This is a genomic window from Nocardia sp. alder85J (genome assembly GCF_020176955.2).
In the GTDB taxonomy this organism is placed as follows: Bacteria; Actinomycetota; Actinomycetes; order Mycobacteriales; family Mycobacteriaceae; genus Nocardia.
The window spans coordinates 215038-236515 of the sequence record NZ_JAIUCZ020000010.1 but is presented as its reverse complement, the minus strand read 5'-3'; the positions used below and the strand labels follow the sequence as shown (position 1 = coordinate 236515).

The window sequence follows — 21478 nt, the reverse complement described above, 5'->3', positions numbered from 1 at the left end:
AGTAGGTACGACAGCGCACGGCGGTCAGTGCGACAGGGCGTGCAATACCCGATCGAGGGCGTCGACCGCCTCGTCCAGTTCGTCCGTGGTGACGGTCAGCGGCGGGCGGAACCGGATGCCGCGCGGACCGGTGCCCACCAGCAGCACCCGCTCGCGCTGCCACAGATCGGTCAGCACCACATCCCGCTGGGTGGCCGAGGGCAGGGTGACCGCACAGAGCAGCCCCCGCCCGCGCGGTTCACTGACCATGGCGTGCGAGGCCGCGAGCCCGACCAGCCGATGCAGCAGGTGTTCACCGAGCCGGGCGGCCCGGTCGGCGAGCTCCTCGCGCTCGATCACCTCGAGGATCCGGCGGGCCCGGACCATATCGGTCAGATTGCCGCCCCAGGTGGAGTTCAGCCGCGAACTGACGGCGAACACATTGTCGGGCACCTCGTCGACGCGCCCGCCCGCCATCACGCCGCACACCTGGGTCTTCTTGCCGAAGGCGACCAGATCGGGCGCCAGCCCCAGTTGCTGGTACGCCCACGTGGAGCCGGTGGCCGCGACGCCGGTCTGCACCTCGTCGAGCACGAACAGGGCGTCGAACTCCCGGCACAGCTCCTGCATGGCCAGCAGGAACTGCGGGCGCAGATGCCGGTCGCCGCCCTCGCCCTGGATCGGCTCGGCGATGAAACACGCTATGTCGTGCGGGTTTTCGGTGAACGCGACGCGCGCCTGGGTCAGCGCGTGCCGTTCGGCGGCCTCGATGTCGACCCCCTCGCCCACGAACGGGGTGTCGATGCGCGGCCAGGCGAACTTCGGGAAGCGGGCGGTCTTCACCGGATCGGTGTTGGTGAGCGACATGGTGTACCCGGAGCGGCCGTGGAACGCGCCGGTCAGGTGCAGCACCTTGGTGCCGAGTTCGGCTGGGCGGCCGTGCATTTCGTTGTGCCGGCTCTTCCAGTCGAAGGCCGCCTTGAGCGCGTTCTCGACCGCGAGCGCGCCGCCGTCGACGAAGAACAGATGCGGCAGCCGGGGATCACCGAGCACGCGCGCGAAAGTGTCGACGAACCGGGCCATCTCGACGGTGTAGATGTCGGAGTTGCTGGGCTTGTTCAGCGCCGCGACCGACAGTTCGTCGCGGAACTCCTCGTCGTCGAGCAGCGCCGGATGATTCATACCCAGCGCGGACGACGCGAAGAAACCGAACATGTCCAGATACTCGCCGCCGTCCCGGGCGTCGACCAGGCGCCGACCGCGCGAGGCGCGCAGATCCAGCACCAGATCGAACCCGTCGGCCAGGATGTTCGCGGACAGGATCTCGTGAACCCGATCGGGGGTGACCAACTGCTCGTCGGTAACCACCCCGGGTCGTTCCAGTTCGATGGTCACACCCGCAGACTACGCAAATTTTTACGCTATCGCTACGGATTTTCGTATAAATTACGAATATGCATCATCTGTCATAGAATGTCTGCAGGATGATCGTGCTCCGGGTCCGGACGTTCGCGGTGGCGCGGATCTCCTGCAGCAGCTGTTCCAGATGCCGCGGCGAGGCCACCCGCACCAGCAGCATGTAGCTCTCGTCACCGGCCACCGAATGGCATTCCTCGATGCCGGGGATGTGTTGCAACAACGCCGGAGCGTCGTCGGGCTGAGAGGGGTCGAGAGGAGTGATGGCGACGTATGCCGACAGGAGCTGTCCGAGCGCCTCGGGATCGACCTTCGCCGTATACCCTCGGATCACACCGCGTGCCTCGAGCCGCCGTACCCGCGACTGCACCGCCGAGACCGACAACGTGGCCTTTTCCGCGAGGTTGGAGAGGGTCGCGCGGCCGTCGGCCATCAGTTCGCGGATCAATAGTCGGTCGATGTCGTCCAGAACGGGTTTCCCCGGCACGTCAGCCATCAGCGAAGGCTAGCTCAGACGGCCCGGATCGTGGCCGGAAATATTCCAGCGACCCCCAGGAGCAGGCATGACCCACGCCACCACCTCGCCCGCCACGACAGTGGCGGACACCGCCGCGCTGCGCGCTCGCGCGCAGCGGGCGTTGCGCGCCATCGGCGCCGAATTGCCAACCGCCGGAACACTGTCGGCCCGCACGCCGATCACCGGCGGCGAGCTGGCCGCGCCGGCGGCCCACTCCCCGGATCAGGTCGATGCGGCAATCGAGAAGGCCGCCAATGCCTTTCGGTCCTGGCGCACGGTGCCCGCACCGCAGCGCGCGGCGGTGGTGCGGCAGCTGAGCCGGCTGCTCACCGACCATCTCGACGATCTCGCCGAACTGGTGACGCTGGAGGCGGGCAAGATCGGCGCCGAGGCCCGCGGCGAGGTGCAGGAGATGATCGACGTCTGCGAGTTCGCGCTGGGCCTGTCCCGGCAGTTGTACGGGTACACCATGCCGTCGGAGCGGCCCGGGCACCGGTTGCAGGAGACCTGGCATCCGCTGGGCGTGGTCGGGGTGATCTCGGCGTTCAACTTCCCGGTCGCGGTGTGGTCGTGGAACACCGCGATCGCCCTGGTCTGCGGTGACACCGTGGTCTGGAAGCCGTCCGAGACGACCTCGCTGACCGCGATCGCCTGCCACGCGCTGCTGCGCCGGGCCGCGGCCGCCGCCGGCGCCGATCCGCAGATCCATCAGCTGGTGCTCGGCACCGCCGAGGTGGGCGAGCGGCTGGTGGACGACGAGCGGGTGGCCCTGGTCAGCGCCACCGGATCGGTGCGGATGGGCCGGGCGGTGGCGCCACGGGTGGCGGCCCGGTTCGGTCGCTGCCTGCTGGAGCTCGGCGGCAACAACGCCGCCGTCGTCACCGCGTCCGCCGATCTCGAGTTGGCCACCCGCGCAGTGGTTTTCGCCGCCGCCGGCACCGCCGGGCAGCGCTGCACCACACTGCGGCGGCTGATCGTGCACCGGGACGTGGCGGACCGGCTCGCCGACCGCCTGGTGACCGCGTATCGACAACTGCCCGTGGGTGATCCGTTCGATCCGCGCACGCTGGTGGGGCCGCTGATCGACGGCCGGGCGTACGCCGCCGCGCAGCACGCCCTCGACCGGGCGCAGCGCGACGGCGGCGAACTGCTCTGCGGCGGTGAGCGAGTCGAGGTGGCGGGCGAGCAGTCCTACTATCTGCGCCCGGCGATCGTCCGGATGCCCGCGCAGACGGCGATCGTGCGCGAGGAGACCTTCGCGCCGATCCTGTACCTGCTGACCTATACCGACCTGGACACCGCGATCGCCGTGCACAACGGTGTGCCGCAGGGGCTCTCGTCGTCGATCTTCACCGGGGACCAGCGCGAGGCGGAGCGTTTCCTCGCCGCCGACGGCTCCGACTGCGGTATCGCCAACGTGAACATCGGCACCTCCGGCGCCGAGATCGGCGGCGCCTTCGGCGGTGAGAAGCACACCGGCGGCGGCCGCGAATCCGGATCCGACTCCTGGAAGGCGTACATGCGCCGGGCCACCAACACGATCAACTACTCCGCCGATCTGCCACTGGCCCAGGGCATCACGTTCGGGTGACCGCTCAGGTCGTCGCCCGGAGGTGCAGCGTCCAGTCGTGCCGATAGTGCAACCGGGTGACACAGATCGGGGGAATGTCGATGCGCCAGAACGATTTCGGCGGCGCATCCAGGCCCACCAGCAGGGCCGCGCGGATCACCGCGGGATGGGTGACGGCGATGGTCGGCAGGCCCTCCGAGGCGATGTCGGTGAGCCAGTCCCGGGTTCGTTCGATCACGTCGACGACCGCCTCGCCGCCGTGCCCGCGGAACTTCGGGTTGGTGAGCCAGGCGTAGAGCTCGCCCCGGGGCACCGACAGCAGCTCACCGCCGCGCCATGCGCCGGCGTCCAGGTCGCGCAGCCGGTCGTCGGAGTCGCCGAGCAGGCCCAGCAGGGCCGCGGTCTCGACCGTGCGGCGCTCCGGGGCGGTGAGCACCCGGGCCGCGTGCAGACGGCCGCACGCGGCGACGGCGCGGCGACCGGACTCGGTCAGCGGCTCGTCGACCGGAAATCGTGCTGTGCGCATCGCCTCGGTCATCCCGTGACTGACCAAGTCGACTCGGAGCACCTTCTCCACGCAGGGAAGCGTACGACCCGACACCGGGACTCGTCCGGCGATTGCCCAGGCTTCGCTCGACACCGTGTCCGGGCCGGGATATTTCTGTCGGTACCCCGGTGCAGACTGGGGGCATGCAGCAGTTCTCCCGCGCCACCCAGGAGTGGTTCGACGGCGCGTTTCCCGCGCCGACGGCCGCTCAGCTGGGGGCGTGGCAGGCCATCGCCGCAGGTGAGCACACCCTGGTCATCGCACCCACCGGGTCCGGGAAAACGCTGTCGGCCTTCCTGTGGGCGATCGACCGGCTGGCCGTCCGCCCGGCGGCGGAGGGGCCGGCGGGCACCTCGGTGCTGTACATCTCCCCGTTGAAGGCGCTGGCGGTGGATGTGGAGCGCAATCTGCGCGCTCCGCTGGTCGGCGTCACCCAGACGGCGAAGCGGCTCGGGGTACCGGCCCCGGAGATCCGGGTGGGGGTGCGCTCCGGCGACACGACGGCAACCGCGCGGCGCGCCCTGCAACGCACCCCGCCGGACATTCTCATCACCACCCCGGAGTCGCTGTATCTCATGCTGACCTCCGCGGCCCGCAGCACCCTCGCCACGGTGCGCACCGTGATCGTCGACGAGGTGCACGCCATCGCGGGGTCGAAACGCGGTGCGCACCTGGCGTTGTCGCTGGCCCGGCTGGATCTGCTCACCGAGCGGCCGGCCCAGCGGATCGGGCTGTCGGCGACCGTGCGGCCGCCGGAGGAGGTGGGGCGATTCCTGGTGGGCCCGGCCCCGCTCACGATCGTCGCACCCCCGGCGCCGAAGACCTTCGACCTGTCGGTGCGGGTGCCGGTGCCCGACATGACCGAACCGGATACCGAGGCCGATTCCACCCAGCCGGGATCCATCTGGCCACATGTGGATTCGGCGATCGTCGAACTGGTGCTCGCGCACCGGTCGTCGATCGTGTTCGCCAATTCCCGCCGCCTGGCCGAACGGCTGACCGCCCGGCTGAACGAGTTCTACGCCGATCGGCTGGGCGAGCCGGTCCTGCCGGATGCCCCCGGCCCCGTCGACCGCACCCACGCGCCGCCGGCCCAGCTCGGCGCCCCGACCGAGGTGTCGCACGGCGCCGCCCCGTTGCTGGCCCGTGCCCATCACGGCTCGGTCAGCAAGGAGCAGCGGGCGATCATCGAGGACGATCTCAAGACCGGCCGGTTGCGCTGTGTGGTGGCGACCAGCAGCCTGGAGCTCGGAATCGATATGGGCGCAGTCGATCTCGTGGTGCAGGTGGAGGCGCCGCCGTCGGTGGCCAGCGGCCTGCAACGGGTCGGGCGGGCCGGGCACCAGGTCGGCGAGATCTCCCGCGGCGTGATCTTCCCGAAGCATCGCACCGACGTCGTGCACTGCGCGGTGGCGTCGATGCGGATGACGGCCGGGCAGATCGAACGCCTCCGGGTACCCGCGCACCCCCTGGACATCCTGGCCCAGCAGACCGTGGCCGCCTGCGCGCTGGAACCGATCGATGTCGACGCCTGGTTCGACACCGTACGCGGCACCGGCAGCTATGCGACACTGCCGCGCTCGGCCTACGAATCAGTGCTGGACCTGCTGTCCGGCCGCTATCCCTCCGACGAGTTCGCCGAACTGCGGCCGCGCGTGGTGTGGGACCGCGACGCGGGCACCCTGACCGGGCGCCCCGGTGCGCAACGCCTGGCCGTCACCTCCGGCGGCGCGATCCCCGACCGCGGGCTGTTCCCGGTGTTCATGGTCGGCGAGCGCGCCTCCCGTGTCGGCGAACTCGACGAGGAGATGGTGTACGAGTCCCGGGTCGGCGATGTGTTCGCCCTCGGCGCCACCAGCTGGCGCATCGAGGAGATCACCCACGACCGGGTCCTGGTCTCCCCCGCCTTCGGCCAGCCCGGCCGACTCCCGTTCTGGCACGGCGATTCCCTCGGCCGCCCGGCCGAATTGGGTGCCGCCCTCGGCGAATTCGTGCGCACGGCAGGCCAGGCGGTGGAACGGGCCCGCCCCACCGACCTCGACGCCCTGGTCGACCGAATCACCACGGACGCGAAAAAGTCTGCGCCACATACTGTTACGACGTTCGGCACCGCCGCGGCGGACGACAACCCTGTCACCGTTTCCACCTCGGGCGACGGTTCGAGTGTGGTCCATGACCACGCGACGAGCAACGGCCCGGGTTCGAATCCGACCTCGGCGACGAGAAAAGGTTCCGGAGTGGGCCGCAGCCCGGCGACGGGCAGCCGTTCCGGGCCGAGCGCCGCTCCGAGGCAGGGCAGCGACTCCGGGGTCGATGATGGTTCCCCGGAGCGAGAGCGCCCCCGCGCGGGTACTCCCGCGGAGGCCGGGGCTGCGGGGCTCGACGCGTTGGAGCGGGTTGTTCGCGCGGCAGGGCTGGACGCGTTCGCCACCGCCAATCTGGTGGCGCTGTTGCGGGAACAGCAGGCGGCGACGGGGCAGTTGCCGACCGATCGGACGCTGGTGGTGGAGCGGTTCCGGGACGAGTTGGGCGATTGGCGGCTGGTGCTGCATTCGCCGTACGGGTTGCCGGTGCACGCGCCGTGGGCGCTGGCGGTCGGGGCGCGGTTGCGGGAGCGGTTCGGGGTGGATGCCGCGCCGACCGCCGCCGACGACGGGATCGTGGTGCGGCTGCCGGATACCACCGACGAGCCGCCGGGGCCGGAGCTGTTCGTCTTCGAACCCGACGAGATCGATGAGGTCGTCACCGAACAGGTCGGCGCCTCGGCGCTGTTCGCCTCGCGGTTCCGGGAATGCGCGGCGCGCGCGTTGCTGCTGCCCCGCCGCGATCCCGGGCGGCGGGCGCCGCTGTGGCAGCAGCGGCAACGCGCGGCGCAGTTGCTCGATGTGGCACGGAAGTTCCCGGACTTCCCGATGCTGCTGGAGACGGTGCGGGAGTGCCTTCAGGACGTGTACGACCTGCCGGCCTTGCGCGAGTTGCTGGTCGGTATCGCGCGCCGCAAGTTACGGCTGGTGGCCGTGGAGACGGCCGCGCCCTCCCCATTCGCCAATTCGCTGCTGTTCGACTACATCGGGCAGTTCATGTACGAGGGCGACAGCCCGCTGGCCGAACGCCGGGCCGCCGCGCTGTCGCTGGACTCCGGATTGCTCGCCGAACTGCTCGGGCGGGTGGAACTGCGGGAACTGCTCGATCCGGCGGTGCTGGAGCTCACCGAGAACGAGTTGCAGCGGCTCACTCCCGAGCGGCAGGCCCGCGATGCCGAAGGGCTCGCCGACCTGCTGCGGCTGCTGGGCCCGCTCACCGCGGGCGAGGCGGCGCTACGCTGCACCGGCGATCCGGGCCCGTGGTTCGACGAATTGTCCAGAGCCCGCCGGGCACTGGAGGTTTCGTTCGCGGGCCGGCGCTGGTGGGCCGCGGTGGAGGACGCGGCCCGGCTGCGCGACGCGCTCGGGGTGCCGTTGCCGATCGGCACCCCGGCGGCGTTCATCGAGCCGGTCGCCGACCCACTCGGCGATCTGATCGGCCGGTATGCCCGCACGCACGGCCCGTTCGGGACGGTCGCGGTGGCACAGCGATTCGGGCTCGGCCCGGCGGTCGCCGCCACCGCGCTGCATCGGCTGGCGGCCGAGAAGCGGGTGGTGGAGGGAGAATTCACGCCGGGGGCGAGCGGGGGCGAATGGTGCGACACCCAGGTGCTGCGGCGGCTGCGGCGACGCTCGCTGGCCGCCGCCCGCAAGGAGGTCGAGCCGGTCCCGACGGCGGCGCTGGCCCGGTTCCTGCCGGTGTGGCAGCACATCGGCACCGGTGAGCTGCGCGGCGTCGACGGTGTCGCGGCGGTGGTGGAACAGCTCGCGGGCGTGCCGATTCCGGCCTCGGCCTGGGAATCGCTGATCCTGCCGGCCAGGGTGCGCGACTACTCGCCCGCCATGCTCGACGAGCTGACCGCCACCGGCGAGGTGATCTGGTCCGGGCACGGGTCGATCACCGCCAAGGACGGCTGGGTCGCCCTGCACCCGGCCGATCAGGCCGGGTTCACCCTGCCGCCGCCGGACGACCTCGACTTCACCGAACTCCACCTCGCCCTGCTGCTGGCGCTGGGCGCCACCGTCGTCCCGGAAGGTCCGATGCACCCGCCGGATGCGAATCCGGACCCGGACCGGACCGTGGCGACAGGCGGCGGGCGGCAGGTCGTGCCGATGTCGGCGGGAGCCTACTTCTTCCGGCAGTTGTCCGATGCGACCGGAGTACTCGACGACACCGCGGTGGCGGCCGCGCTGTGGGAGCTGGTCTGGGCCGGATACGTATCCGGCGACACCTTCGCGCCGGTCCGGGCCCTGCTGTCCGGCACCACCCGCAGTACCACCGCCCACCGCGCACCCCGGCGCGCCCCACGCGGCCGGGCCTATCTGCCCCGCGCCACCATGCCGACCCGCACCGGTCCCCCGACAGCGTCGGGCCGCTGGTCTCTGCTCCCGGAACGATTGGCGGACAACACGATTCGCGCGCACGCCACCGCCGATCTGTTGCTCGAACGCTACGGCGTGCTCACCCGCGGCCCGGTGCAGAGCGAGGGCGTCCCGGGTGGCTTCGCCCTGATGTACCGGGTACTCACGGAATTCGAGGACCGCGGCCGATGCCGCCGCGGCTATTTCGTGGATTCGCTGGGCGGCGCGCAGTTCTCCACCACCGACGTGGTCGACCGGCTGCGTTCTTTCGACACCGAACGATCCGAGCAGGCCCCGGCGCCGGTCCTCGCCCTGGCCGCCTGCGATCCGGCCAACCCGTACGGCGCCGCCCTGCCCTGGCCGAAGGGCGCCTCCGAATCCGCGGGCCACCGCCCCGGCCGCAAGGCCGGGGCGATCGTCGTCCTGGTCGGCGGCGAACTGACCCTCTACCTGGAACGCGGCGGCAAAACCCTGCTCACCTTCACCGAGGACGAGCAGGCCCGCACCGACGCCGCCACCGCCGTCGCCGCCCTGGTCCACGACCGCCGCGTCGACTCGCTGGTCATCGACCGCATCGACGGCGAATCCGTCCACGGCAGCTCGTTCGCCCCGCTGCTCACCGCCGCCGGTTTCGCCGCCACCCCACGCGGCCTGCGTCTGCGCGGCCGGCCGTGACGAGCCCACAACGTGCGCATTCTCGTGCCGCGCCGGCCGGCGAACCCGTCGATGCAGCAGCCACCGGCGAGCGGGAGCGGGAAGTCGCCACAGCAGCCACTACTGCGCTGAACGAGGCGAACCACCCTCTGCCGCAGCATGACTCGGGGGAAGTCCGTGTTCGAGCAGGTCGAAGACGGCGGTGAGGGCGGGGCGGGGGTCGGGCTGGGCGCCGGCGAATTCGGGGATCTCCAGCACGTAGCGGGCGGCCGCGCGGGCGGTGACATCGTCGGCCGGGCGGCCGAGTTCGGTGGCGATCGCCGCGGCGAGGTCGGCCTCGCAGCGGATCCAGAGCTTGCGCGAATAGTCGCGCAGCGCGGGGGTGTTCATGATCAAGGCGGTGCGCGCCCGGAGTTCCGGGGGTGGGTCGGCGATGAAAGGTCCACGGCCGGACATGAATTCACGGAGTGCGCCCATCACCGATCGGCCCGGTGGGCGGTCGCGCACGGCGGCGAGCAGGCTCTCGCGGCGCTCGACGCCGTCGTCGAACATCAGCGCCTCCTTACCGTCGGGGACGTGCTTGAACACCGTCGGCACCGAGACATCCACGGCGTCGGCGATCTCCTTCACGCTGACCTGGTCGTAGCCCTTCTCCAGGAACAGCCGCACGGCGGCCTCGGACAGCGCCCGGCGGGTCTGGGCGTTCTTGCGCTCCCGGCGGCCCATGGTCGGGGTGGTCATGGGCCGCAGCATAGCATATTTCTTAACCAAGAAAATTTCTTTACTGAGTTGTCTTTTTTACCGAGTCATGGTTTTCTCGAAGCGGGCGCACTACGGCGCCCAGCCGTGCAACACGGCTTCGACGGAACGGACGTGATCGCGATGACCTCGACGAACGACCTCGAGACGACCTCGGTACTGATCGTCGGCGGCAGCCTGGTGGGGCTGTCCGCCGCGGTGTTCCTGGCCTGGCACGGTGTGCCGGTCGTGGTGGTGGAGAAGCATGTCGGCAGTGCCACGCATCCGCGGGCGCTCGGCTACACCACCCGCACCCTGGAGCTGTTCCGGGCGGTGGGCCTGGACGCGGACATCCCGGCGCTCCCGGGTGAGAGCAAGCCCCCGCGCCGCGCCCGGGTCGAGAGCCTGACCGGGCGGCGGATCACCGAATATCCCTGGTCGCCGCCCACGGACCGGCCGGAACTCGAATACTCCCCGGCCAGGGCGATCGCGGTCGCGCAGGATCGGCTGGAGCCGGTGCTCCGCGCGCACGCGGTGCGGCTCGGCGCGGACCTGCGCGAGGGCGCCACCGTGCTGGACCTGGTACCGGACGCCGACGGCGTGACCGCGACCGTCCGCCGCACCGACGGGCACGAATACCGGATCCGCGCGCGGTACGCCGTCGCCGCCGACGGCGCCCGCAGCCCGATCCGCGAGGCGCTGGGCATCGGCCGCAGCGGGCAGGGGCTGCTGTCGGTGCAGCGCAGCGTGCTGTTCCGCGCCGATCTGGAGCAGTACCTCGCCGACGGCATCGTGCAGTTCGAGATCGACGGCCCGGATCTCCAGGGCTTCCTGACCACCTACTCCGACGGCCGCTGGGTGCTGATGGTGCCCGGCGACCACGATCGCGACGAGGCCACCTGGCGCACCCTGATCGACAAGGCGATCGGCCGCACGGACCTCGACATCGAGCTGCTCACCACCGGCCGCTGGGAACTGGCCGCACGCATCGCGGACCGCTTCCGGGACGGCCGGATCTTCCTGGCCGGCGACGCCGCACACCAGTTGCCGCCCAACCGCGGCGGCTACGGCGCCAACACCGGTATCGAGGACGCGCACAACCTGGCCTGGAAACTGGCCGAGGTGCTGGCCGGGCGCTCGACCCCGGCCCTGCTCGACACCTACGAGCCGGAACGCCGCCCCATCGCGCTGCTGCGCCACGAGCAGATCTTCGCCCGCGCCGACTACAAGGCCCACCTCACCACCGACGCGCCACGCGCGGCGATCATCGACGACGACGCCATGGAACTCGGCCAGCTCTACCGCTCCGCCGCGGTCCTGGACGCGGGCCCGGACCTCCCCGCCGCCCAGCGCCCCGAACAGTGGGCCGGCCAACCCGGCACCCGCGCACCCCACGTCCGAGTGCACACCGCCGACGGCGAACTCTCCCTGCTGGATCTGTTCCAGCACGGCTGGGTGCTGCTGGCCGAGGACCCGCGCTGGGCCGGCGCCGCCACCCACGCGGCCGCCGGACTCGGTGTGCAATTGACCTTCCGGCACATCGGTGCCGACACGAAACCGGTTGACCTGCAAGACTTCCGGCGCTACTACAACACCGGGGACGGCGGCGCCACCCTGATCCGCCCGGACGGCTACATCGCCTGGCGCACGACGACCGCACCCAGCGATCCCACCGGCGCCCTGACAGCGGCCCTGACCCGGGTATCCGCGGCCGCCACCCACCCCGCCGGCTGAGAGCGTCGCCGCGACCCCGGCCGGCGGGCCCGATCACTACGCACCCGCAGCGCAGGCGTGCCGCCGTCCACCTTCACCGGCTCCGATCCGGCCGACCGGTCTCCCGAATCGCTCCCACCTCGCAGGTCCGAACGCGGCGGCATCCGCCCGTCCGCACCGGCGCACCAGGCCGAACCACCACCGGAGCATCCCCGGCGGCCGGCGTCGGCGACCACAAGAGACCACGCTTCGGCGCGCGCCCCAGCGATGCCGGGCTCCGATGCGCAACCCGGTGGTGTCGGGGGCCGGTGCTACCGTCGGCGTATGCCCGAGGGTGACACCGTCTACCTGGCGGCGGCGCGGTTGCGGGCGGCGCTGGCCGGACGGGAGCTGGTCCGCACCGACTTCCGGGTGCCGCGCTACGCCACGCTGGACCTGCGTGGCGAGGTGGTCGAGAGTGTCGGCAGCTACGGGAAACATCTGTTCGTCCGGACCGCGCGGGCCAGCATCCACACCCATCTGAAGATGGAAGGGGTGTGGCGGGTGTATTCGGGCGGGCAACGCTGGACCAAGCCGGCGTTCACCGCCCGGCTGGTGCTCGGCGTGCCGGGTGCGGAGGCGGTGGGGTTCTCGCTCGGGCTGGTGGAGGTGCTGCCGCCGGCGGACGAGCACACCGCCACCGATCATCTCGGGCCGGATCTGCTGGGGCCGAATTGGGATGCGGCGGAAGCGGTTCGGCGGTTGAGCGCACAGCCGGAGCGGCCGATCGGACTCGCATTGCTGGAGCAGCGCAACCTGGCGGGCATCGGCAACATCTATCGCAGCGAGATCTGCTACCTGCGGCGCGTACATCCGGCCACCCCGGTCGGCGAGGTGCCGGATCTGCCCGGCCTGGTCGACGAGGCGCATCGGGTGCTCACGAAGGCGGCACACGAACCGCCGTGGCGGGCACTGGCTTACGGCCGCCGGCGGCAACCGTGCCGCCGCTGCGGCGCGGGCATGGTCGTGCACCTGCTGGCCGACGACCATGTCGAGCGGGCCGAGCGCGGCATCTACTTCTGCCCGCGCTGCCAGCCTCTCGGCGGCAGTTAGTCGTCGGCATGCACCACGCGGCGCGGCCGGACCGCATCCCGGCCGAGCCGCTGGTGGTTGTGGTGGGCGTAGCTTTCGAAGGCGACGTGGGTATGGCCGTCGTGCCGGAAGATCGAGACGCACAGTTCGCCGTGGTCCGAGAGGAAGCCCTGGTTGCGGCAGTCGTCCGGATATCCGTCAGGGGTGGGTGAGTTTCAAGCAGCGGGCACCTGCTCAGTCGCCAGCAGCGTCCGCAGGGCCGACAGGTCGCGGCGCACCCACTCGGCGTCGGCGGCGAATCGTTCGTCGTCCATGTCCGGCTGCCGGAACAGGGTGAGGACCACGGTGGTGCCCGTGCCGTTCGGGAGGGCGCGCAGCGGGATGTCGACGACGATGCCGTCCGGGAAGCGGACGCGGTGGTCGGCGATGCCGAAATCGTTGGCGGGACTGAATCGTACGAAGGCGCGGCCCTCCGGCGCGGCGGCCAGCCACTCGCCGGGCTCGGCCCCGCTGTCGGCCGAGGCGGGCTCGAGGCCGGAGGACAGGCCGGTGGCCCAGGCCGGGAAGTTCGACGGGTCGGCCAGGTAGGCCGCGACCTCGGCGAACGGACGGTCGATGGCCACATCGAGGTGCAGCGTGGGGGCGATCGTCATGGCCTCACCCTAGCCGCGGGGCCTGGCCTTGCGGCGATCTCGGGCTTACAGCGACCTCAGCCTTCCAGTTGCACCGGTTCCAGGATCTCCGGGCGGGGTTCGGGGGCGGCTACCCGCAGTGCGTCGGCCGAGATGTCGTCGGGCTGGGTCTGGGATCGGATCTCGGCGTCGACCCGGGCGGCGTAGGTGACGATCTCGCGCTGGATCTCCGATTCCTCCCAGCCCAGCACGGGCGCCACCAGGCGGGCGACCTCCTCGGCACAGGCCACGCCGCGGTGCGAGTACTCGATGGAGATCCGGGTGCGGCGGGCCAGGATGTCGTCCAGGTGCAGGGCGCCCTCGGCCGCCGCGGCGTACACCGCCTCGGCGCGCAGGTAGCTGGGTGCGTCCGTGATCGGTTGCAGCAGTTCGGGTTTGCCCGCGGCCAGGTCGAGCACGTGGGTGATCAGCGCGCCGTACCGGTTGAGCAGGTGCTCGATCCGGTAGGGGTGGATGCCGTACGCCTCGGCCAGATGCGGGGTCTGGTTGAGCAGGGCGAAGTAGCCGTCGGCGCCCAGCAGCGGCACCTTCTCGGTGATGGTGGGCGGTACCCGTTGCGGAATGTCCTGTGCTGCAGCGTCGACCGCGTCGTAGGCCATCACCCGGTAGGTGGTGTACTTGCCGCCGGCGATGGCCACCAGGCCGGGGGCGATGCGGGCGACCGCGTGCTCCCGCGACAGCTTCGAGGTCTCGTCGTTCTCCCCGGCCAGCAGCGGCCGCAGCCCGGCGTAGACGCCGTGGATGTCGGCGTGGGTCAGCGGGGTCACCAGCACCTCGTTGACCCGGTCCAGCAGGTAGTCGATATCGGCCTTGGTGGCGGCCGGATGGGCCAGGTCGAGGTTCCAGTCGGTGTCGGTGGTGCCGACGATCCAGTGGCTGCTACCCCACGGGATCACGAACAGCACCGACGTGGGGGTGCGCAGGATCAGGGCGGTGTCGCTGGCGATGCGGTCGCGCGGCACCACGATGTGCACGCCTTTGGAGGCGCGCACATGGAAGCGGCCGCGCTGCTGCGACAGCGCGTGGATCTCGTCGGTCCACACGCCGGTGGCGTTGATCACGACGTGACCGCGCACCTCGGTGGTGCGGCCGTCCTCGCTGTCGCGCACCTTCACGCCGATCACCCGGTCGGCCTCGCGCAGGAAGCCGACGACCTGGGTGGAGGTGCGGATCACCGCGCCGTACTGCGCGGCGGTGCGGGCCACGTTCATGGTGTGCCGGGCGTCGTCGACGACCGTGTCGTAGTAGGTGACGCCGCCGATCAGCGCGTCGCGGCGCAGCCCCGGGGCCAGCCGCAGCGCACCGGAGCGGGTCAGGTGGTGCTGTCCGGCAACGGATTTCGCACCACCCATGGTGTCGTACAGCACCAGGCCGGCGGCCACGTAGGGCCGTTCCCAGCCGCGATGGGTCAGCGGGTAGAGGAATCGCAGCGGTTTCACCAGATGCGGCGCCAGGGTGGTCAGGCTCAGCTCGCGCTCGTGCAGCGCCTCCCGCACCAGCCCGAATTCCAGCTGCTCCAGGTAACGCAGGCCGCCGTGGAACATCTTCGAGGACCGGCTGGACGTGCCCGAGGCCAGATCCCGCGCCTCCACCAGCGCGACCTCGAGACCGCGCGTCGCCGCGTCCAGGGCGATCCCTGCCCCGACCACCCCCGCACCGATCACGATCACGTCGAAGTGGTTCTTGCCCAACCTGTCCCACGCCGCGGCCCGCTGCACCGGGCCGAGTTCGCCGAGGCGTTCGTTCGGTCGCCGTTCGTTGGTCATGTGGTCGGCTCCTTCACCGCAACCCTGTCGTTGCCGGGACAGCTCCCGCTTCCGCGTACAGACCTCGCGTACAGGCTAGGGGACCGTGGCCCGGGCGGTACGACGGCGGTACCCCGGACCTCATCCCGTTACCAACGAGCAACCGATCCGACCGGCGGACACCGTCAGTGCACGGTACCGCGGACCGCGGCGGCGTGCCCTGTGGCCGGAAGCACACCGCCCGCGCAATCCTGCGGTGGCGCACCCGGATTTAGTAGCCTGCACGGATGCAGCGCTGCGTGGCCGCCCTGGACCAGGGCACGACTTCGACCCGATGCATTCTCTTCGACCGATCGGGGCGCATCGTCGGCGCGGCCCAGCGCGAACACGACCAGTTGTTCCCGCAGCGCGGCCGGGTCGAGCACGATCCGGAAACGCTCTGGCGCAATACCGAACACGTCCTCGGCGCGGCCCTGTCCGAGGCCGGGCTGACCGCGGCCGACGTCGCCGCGGTCGGCATCACCAATCAGCGCGAGACCACCGTGGTCTGGGACCGGGCGACCGGGAAGCCGGTCTACAACGCGATCGTCTGGCAGGACACCCGCACCGCCGCGCTCTGCGACGAACTCGCGGGCACGGCCGGTCCCGATCGCTACGCGCAGCGCACCGGACTGCCCTTGAGCACTTATTTCGCCGGGCCCAAACTGCGCTGGATCCTCGACAACGTCGCGGGCGTGCGACAGCGGGCCGAGGACGGCGAGCTGTGCTTCGGCACCGTCGACAGCTGGATCCTGTGGAACCTCACCGGACGGCACTACACCGACGTGACCAACGCCTCCCGCACCATGCTGATGAATCTGCGCACCCTGCAATGGGATTCGGGGATCTGTGCCGAATTCGGGGTGCCGGAGCCGATGTTGCCGCAGATCCGCAGCTCGTCGGAGGTCTACGCGGAGATCAGCGCCGGGCCGCTGGCCGGGGTACCGGTCGCCGGCATCCTCGGCGATCAGCAGGCCGCCACCTTCGGTCAGGCCTGCCTGGTTCCCGGCGAGGCCAAGAACACCTACGGCACCGGCAATTTCATGCTGCTGAACACCGGCGTGACCCCGGTGACCAGCGGGCACGGACTGCTCACCACGGTGTGCTACCGGCTCGGCGAGCAGGAACCGGTGTACGCGCTGGAGGGATCGATCGCGGTCACGGGATCGCTGGTGCAGTGGTTGCGCGACAATCTCGGCGTGATCGGCTCGGCCGACGAGATCGAGCCGCTGGCCCGCACGGTCGACGACAACGGCGGCGCCTATTTCGTGCCCGCCTTCTCCGGCCTGTTCGCGCCGCGCTGGCGCCGGGACGCGCGCGGCGTGATCGCCGGGCTCACCCGGTTCGTGACCAAGGGGCACCTCGCGCGAGCGGTGCTGGAGGCCACCGCGTTCCAGACCCGCGAGGTGATCGAGGCGATGCGGGCGGATGCGGAGACCCAGCGGCTGGATCTGGAGCTGACCACCCTCAAGGTGGACGGCGGCATGGTCGGCAACGATCTGCTGATGCAGTTCCAGGCCGACATCCTCGACGTGCCGGTGGTGCGGCCGGTGATCACGGAGACCACCGCGCTCGGCGCCGCCTATGCCGCCGGGCTGGCCGTCGGCTACTGGGCGAGCACCGACGAACTGCGGGCCAACTGGGCCGAGGACAAGACCTGGCACCCATCCATGCCCGCCGCCGAACGCGAACGCCTGTACGCCGAGTGGAACAAGGCGGTCGAACGCACCTACGACTGGGTGGACGCGGACGAGTCGTAGCCGGACGGCGAGCGAACTCGGAGGACCCGCGGAATCGGCGGGACCGGACGCGAGCACCGAACCGGGCAATGCCGCAGCACCTCGGAGTCGGGTGTCGGCGGCGAAACAGAAATGTGCGGTGCGGCCGCCAGCACCGCGTGCGGCGGTCCGCGACGAACCGGCGCGCACCGAGTTGGCCGCGGCCGCCGGTCTGCCCGCGGCCGATGCGCAGGCGGGCGCCCGGCTCGGCCGCCGAGGCCGGTATCCGAGATGCCGACCGGGCTCAGCCGACGGCGCGGTACAGCCGGTCGACCGCTTCGGCGAGGGTGTCGGGTTCGTCGGTGGTGAAGCACAGCCGCATGCTGTGGCCGTAGTCGGTGGACACCGCGAAGGCGGCGCCGGGGACGAAGGCGACGCCGTGCTCCACGGCGCGGGGCAGCAGGGCGGCGGTGTCGGTGCCGTCGGTGAACTCGGCCCAGACGAACATGCCACCGGCCGCGTCGGTGCTGACGATCCGGTCGCCGAAGCGGGCGCGGAGTTCGGCCACCAGCGCCTTGGCCCGCTCACCGTAACGGCTGCGGACGGTGTCCACATGGGCGGCAAGCCATTCCGTATCGGCGAGCAGGTCGGCGGTGATCTGCTGGGTCAGCGCCGAACCGCACAGATCGGCGCCCTGCTTGAGCAGTTCGACGCCCCGGCACACCGGCTCCGGCGCCACCATCCAGCCCGCGCGCAGCGACGGCGCCAGGATCTTGGATGCACTGGACAGCCGGATCACGTTGCGCGAGTGGACCGCAACCGGTTCCGGCACCGGCCGATCGAACCACAGCTCACCGTAGGGGTCGTCCTCGATCACCCAGAAGCCGTGGCGCGCAGCGAGTTCCGCCAGTTCGGCGCGGCGCTGCGCGCTCATGGTGACACCGCGTGGATTGTGGAAATTGCTCACGGTGTGGACCAGCGCCGGACGCTCACCGCGGCCGAGCAATTCGGCCAGCACGTCCACCCGCATGCCCCCGGCGTCCAGCGGCACCGCCACGATGCGCGCTCCGGCGGCCCGGAACACTTGCAGCGCACCGACATACGCCGGATCCTCGACCACGACCAGCGCACCCGGATCGAGCAGCACCTCGGCCAGCAGCGACAGCGCCTGCTGCGAGCCGTGCGTGACGAAGACCTCCTCGACCGGCACCGGCCGGCCCAGCCGTGCCGACTCGCGCGCGGCCAGCACCTCGCGCAACGGGCCCCAGCCCGCCGACTCGGTGTACTGCAACCGGGATCGGTCGGTCAGCGCCGCCTGCGTGGCGGCCGCGATCCGGTCCAGCGGCATCAGGCGCGGATCCGGCAGGCCGCCGGCCAGGCTGATGATGTCGCCGCGGGAGGTGAGTTTCAGCAGGTCACGGATCGCTGAACTGCGCAGGCCGTCGAGGCGGCCGGCCAGTGGTGGGTACGCGGACGACATGGAACACCTCCGGACGAGTGGGATGCTCCACTGTCGCACGCACCACTCATAGGGTGAAACCAAATTCTCACCCTATGAGATGAGTGATATCTCTCAACGCTCGTTGATGGAGTAGATCAGGTTCTTGCTGTCACGCAGGACGGTGGTCACCAGCTGGCGGTATACCGTCGTGGTGCCGTCCGGACGGTGTTCGGTGAGGTCGACGTTGTACTTGTCGCCACCACCGGGCAGTTGTTCCACCCGCAGGCAGTAGGTGGTGCCGTGGGGAATCTGGTCGTCGATGGCTTTCTGGATGATGTCCGGGGTCGACACGTTGGCCGCGTCCGCCGCCACGAACGAGTGCGCGACGGCCCCGCTGCGGTCGGAATAGAACCCGTGCTGGAAACCCAGGATGGCCGCGGTCCCGGTATCGGTGCTACCGGCGCCGTTGCCGATGGTGACGGCGCCCTCCACCCGGGACGGGCAGCTCAGCGCGGCCGAGGTCGGCGCCGAGGTGGTCACCGGGCCGACCGCGTGGTCGTCGTGCCCGTGATCGCGGGTCAGCCCCAGAATGACGGCGACCAGGCCGACGATCACCACGATCGCCGCGGCCGCGATCCCGATGGCGCGCCACGGCGTGCGGCGCTTCGGTTTGCGGGTGGCGACGGCCAGCGAGGCCGGGGCCAGCGCCTTCGCGAGCGTGTCGTCGTCCCACAGCGACCCACCGCCGGCCCGGGACGCGGCCGACGATCCGGCCGGATACCCCGCCGCCTGCCGCCACCACTGCTGATCCTCGGCGGCCGCCCCGCCGGATTCCTCGGCGCCCGATGTCGAGCGCGCGGCCGCCGATCCCTCCGCGGCCGCCCGCCCGGCCGCAGGCCGCGCCGATTCCGCCTCCGGCGCCTGCCGGAACTCCCGCGTGGCTTCCGGCGCCGCCGAACCGGCCGGTCGCGCGGCCGCGGCCGGGTCGGCGGCTGGCCGCACCTGGCGGGTCGCCGCCGCCGACGGATCGGGACCGGGCTGGGTCTCGCGACTGGCCGGATCCGGCCGGACCTGACGGGTCGACGCGGCGGGCGCGTCCGGGCCCGCACCGAAGCGCTGGGTGGCCTCCGTCCCGTCCGCGCCGGGACCGAACTGCCGGGTCACACCCACCGACGGGTCGGGACCGGGCCGCACCTGCCGCGTCGACGGATCGGTGCCCGGCCGCACCTGCCGGGCCGAGGGGTCGGTGCCCGGCCGCACCTGCCGGGCCGAGGGGTCGGTGCCCGGCCGGACCTGGCGGGTCGACGGATCGGGACCGGGCCGGACCTGCCGCGTCGACGGATCGGGGCCCGGGCCGAACCGCTGCGTGGCCTCCGTCCCGGACGGATCGGCGCCCGGGCCGAACTGCCGGGTCGGCGGAGCCGCGGACGGATCCGGCGCCGGACGATACGGCGGCGCGGGCGATTCCGGGGCCGGGCGGTACATCGGAGCCGACGGCGGCGCCGGCGAATCAGCCGGTTGCCAGCCGATATTCGGGGTGTCGACCGGAGACCACCGCGGCAGTTCACCGGTCGGCGGCCCGAACGCATCCATCGGCGGACCGAAACCGCCTGCCGCAGGCCCGGATTCGGATACCGGCGGCCCGAATCCCGCATCGCCGTGGTTCCGCGCAGGCGGACCCGACCCCTCGGAGTCGTCGTTCTTCGCGTCGTCTGCGGAGACCATCACCCGTCACTTCCACCATGACACCAGCGTGGGGCGGTCGAGAACGACCGCCCCACCCGTTGATTCAGCCTATGCCGGATTCTCGTCCGGCGTCAGTACTGGACGTCACCGCCCACCTGGGCGGTGACGCCACCGACGTCCGCGGTCAGTGGGGCCAGCTCGCCGGCGGGGAGTCTACCAACCTGGGCGGCCGCATCCAGGGCGGCGATGCCGCCGGGCTGGCTGCGGATCCAGTTCTCCACCGCCGCCTTGGCCATATTGGGCTGGGTGGTGTCGATGTAGGTCTCGTTCTTGACATCGTCGACGCCGCTGTTGTGGGTGTAGGTCGTCACCTTGATCTTGTTCGCCTCGACGAACTCGACCGAGATGCCCGCGTCACCGGAACCGTTGGGCGTGCTGTAGCCGACCGTGCCGACGTAGCCGTCCAGGTTGCTGAAGTGGTGGGTGTTGGCCACGTAGCCGGGCAGCACGGTGCCGCCGTCGACGTTGGCCGCGACCTCGGTGTGCGGGCCGGTGATCGGGACGACCGGGGCGGCAGGGGCGCCCTGCAGGCTCGGCGAGGCCCACTGGGTCTGCGGCGGCGCCGTGACGGCCGGGCCGCCGTTGCCGGCGAGGCTGTCGCTGCCGCCCTGACCCGGCTGGGCCGGGCGCACGGTGCCGCCCTGGCCCGGCGGCGGGGTGATCTGGTCGGGCTGAACGGCATTGGGGCCGTTCTGTCCCGGCACCACGGCCGGTTGCACCGGACCGGCCGGCGGCTGCTGACCGGGCACCGGCAGCGGCGCCACGCGCGGCGTGGTCACGCCGGGCTGGCTCGGACCGGCCAGGCCCTGCTCCGGATTGTTCGGGCTGTTCGGGTTGGTGACGCCCGGCTGCGGGGTGGTCACGCCGGGCTGCGGGGTGGTGACCCCCGGCTGCGGTGTGTTGACGCCCGGCTGGCTGGGCGACGGGGTGGTGTTGCCCTGCGGCGGCGGGGTGACGGTGCCCGGCTGTTGCTGCGGCGTATTCGGCTGCGGCGACGGGGTGTTCGGCTGGGGTGACGGCGTGTCCTGCGGGGGCAGTTGCGAATTGTCACTCGGTTGCGGCTGTGCGGGGGTGGTGGGCGCGGCCGACTGATCCGTCGGATCCGCACCGGCCGGCGCCGCGAGAATGGTCGCGGCGGCGGCCACGGCGACCAACGGCAGCGAGGTGGTCGTCAATGCGCGCTGCATCCGGCTCGGCTTACGGTGTTTCACTAGCTCGTCCCTTTCCCGAGCCCGGCCTACCACGCCGTGACGACGATCCGGCCGCTCTCCAGTTGTCCCTCATCGGACACCGGCCGCGCCCTGTCGCGGCCCGGGCGATCGTCGCCGAATTCCGGTGGAGAGAAGGAGGTTGATCCCCCCGCCACGAAATCTGCCAACGTTCACCCATTGGCATCACTGCGGGAAGTGAACCACACGAGCAAGATTCCGGCAAGGCGGACGGAAAG

The 21478-nt window shown here is 71.4% G+C and carries 14 protein-coding genes; 5 read left to right on the top strand and 9 right to left on the bottom strand.

Translation table 11 applies throughout. The features are described from left to right. Positions 1-24 precede the first annotated feature (24 nt). Together lat and LBW94_RS33460 are read right to left on the bottom strand one after the other, a co-directional pair. Entirely contained in the window at positions 25-1374 is a 1350-nt protein-coding gene (gene lat / locus LBW94_RS33465; protein WP_225059491.1) for an L-lysine 6-transaminase, read from the bottom strand. Between the two features lie 64 nt (positions 1375-1438). Next, on the bottom strand, positions 1439-1891 hold the full coding sequence (locus LBW94_RS33460; protein ID WP_019932986.1) for an Lrp/AsnC family transcriptional regulator: 453 nt from the start codon (positions 1889-1891) through the stop codon (positions 1439-1441). 67 nt (positions 1892-1958) lie between these two features. Here LBW94_RS33460 and LBW94_RS33455 point away from each other — a divergent pair, with 67 nt between their 5' ends. Beyond that, entirely contained in the window at positions 1959-3503 is a 1545-nt protein-coding gene (locus LBW94_RS33455; protein ID WP_225059492.1) for an aldehyde dehydrogenase family protein, read from the top strand. A gap of 4 nt (positions 3504-3507) precedes the next feature. On the opposite strand, the gene LBW94_RS33450 is transcribed toward LBW94_RS33455, so the two are convergent. Next, positions 3508-4059, bottom strand: coding sequence for a histidine phosphatase family protein (locus tag LBW94_RS33450; protein ID WP_225059493.1), 552 nt, complete (start codon positions 4057-4059; stop codon positions 3508-3510). 113 nt (positions 4060-4172) lie between these two features. On the opposite strand from LBW94_RS33450, the gene LBW94_RS33445 reads away from it, so the two are divergent. Beyond that, the gene (locus LBW94_RS33445) at positions 4173-9149 is read left to right on the top strand and encodes a DEAD/DEAH box helicase (RefSeq protein ID WP_225059494.1); all 4977 of its coding nucleotides are present in this window, start codon (positions 4173-4175) and stop codon (positions 9147-9149) included. 99 nt (positions 9150-9248) lie between these two features. Here the strand turns inward: LBW94_RS33445 and LBW94_RS33440 are convergent, their stop codons facing one another. Then, on the bottom strand, positions 9249-9869 hold the full coding sequence (locus LBW94_RS33440; RefSeq protein ID WP_225059495.1) for a TetR/AcrR family transcriptional regulator: 621 nt from the start codon (positions 9867-9869) through the stop codon (positions 9249-9251). 141 nt (positions 9870-10010) lie between these two features. On the opposite strand from LBW94_RS33440, the gene LBW94_RS33435 reads away from it, so the two are divergent. Both LBW94_RS33435 and LBW94_RS33430 read left to right on the top strand, forming a co-directional pair. Then, complete coding sequence (locus LBW94_RS33435; protein ID WP_225059496.1) at positions 10011-11600, top strand: FAD-dependent monooxygenase; 1590 nt, start codon at positions 10011-10013, stop codon at positions 11598-11600. A gap of 303 nt (positions 11601-11903) precedes the next feature. Then, positions 11904-12671 carry a DNA-formamidopyrimidine glycosylase family protein gene (locus LBW94_RS33430; RefSeq protein ID WP_225059497.1) on the top strand — a complete coding sequence of 256 codons (768 nt, stop codon included), beginning with the start codon at positions 11904-11906 and terminating at the stop codon, positions 12669-12671. A 194-nt stretch (positions 12672-12865) separates the two neighbouring features. Here LBW94_RS33430 and LBW94_RS33425 read toward each other — a convergent pair whose 3' ends face one another. Both LBW94_RS33425 and LBW94_RS33420 read right to left on the bottom strand, forming a co-directional pair. Further along, complete coding sequence (locus tag LBW94_RS33425; protein WP_225059498.1) at positions 12866-13303, bottom strand: SRPBCC family protein; 438 nt, start codon at positions 13301-13303, stop codon at positions 12866-12868. Positions 13304-13359: 56 nt separating this feature from the next. Beyond that, positions 13360-15108 carry a glycerol-3-phosphate dehydrogenase/oxidase gene (locus tag LBW94_RS33420; RefSeq protein ID WP_225059499.1) on the bottom strand — a complete coding sequence of 583 codons (1749 nt, stop codon included), beginning with the start codon at positions 15106-15108 and terminating at the stop codon, positions 13360-13362. A gap of 266 nt (positions 15109-15374) precedes the next feature. Between LBW94_RS33420 and glpK the strand changes: the two genes are divergently transcribed. Next, positions 15375-16886, top strand: coding sequence for a glycerol kinase GlpK (gene glpK, locus LBW94_RS33415; protein ID WP_225059500.1), 1512 nt, complete (start codon positions 15375-15377; stop codon positions 16884-16886). A 262-nt stretch (positions 16887-17148) separates the two neighbouring features. Here glpK and LBW94_RS33410 read toward each other — a convergent pair whose 3' ends face one another. The 3 genes from LBW94_RS33410 to LBW94_RS33400 all read right to left on the bottom strand — a co-directional run bounded on the left by LBW94_RS33410 (position 17149) and on the right by LBW94_RS33400 (position 21218). Further along, complete coding sequence (locus LBW94_RS33410) at positions 17149-18324, bottom strand: PLP-dependent aminotransferase family protein (RefSeq protein WP_225059501.1); 1176 nt, start codon at positions 18322-18324, stop codon at positions 17149-17151. 93 nt (positions 18325-18417) lie between these two features. Further along, positions 18418-19878: a hypothetical protein gene (locus LBW94_RS33405; RefSeq protein WP_225059502.1), complete on the bottom strand. Its 1461-nt coding sequence runs from the start codon at positions 19876-19878 to the stop codon at positions 18418-18420. A gap of 224 nt (positions 19879-20102) precedes the next feature. After that, the gene (locus LBW94_RS33400) at positions 20103-21218 is read right to left on the bottom strand and encodes a hypothetical protein (protein WP_225059503.1); all 1116 of its coding nucleotides are present in this window, start codon (positions 21216-21218) and stop codon (positions 20103-20105) included. Positions 21219-21478: the final 260 nt, after the last annotated feature.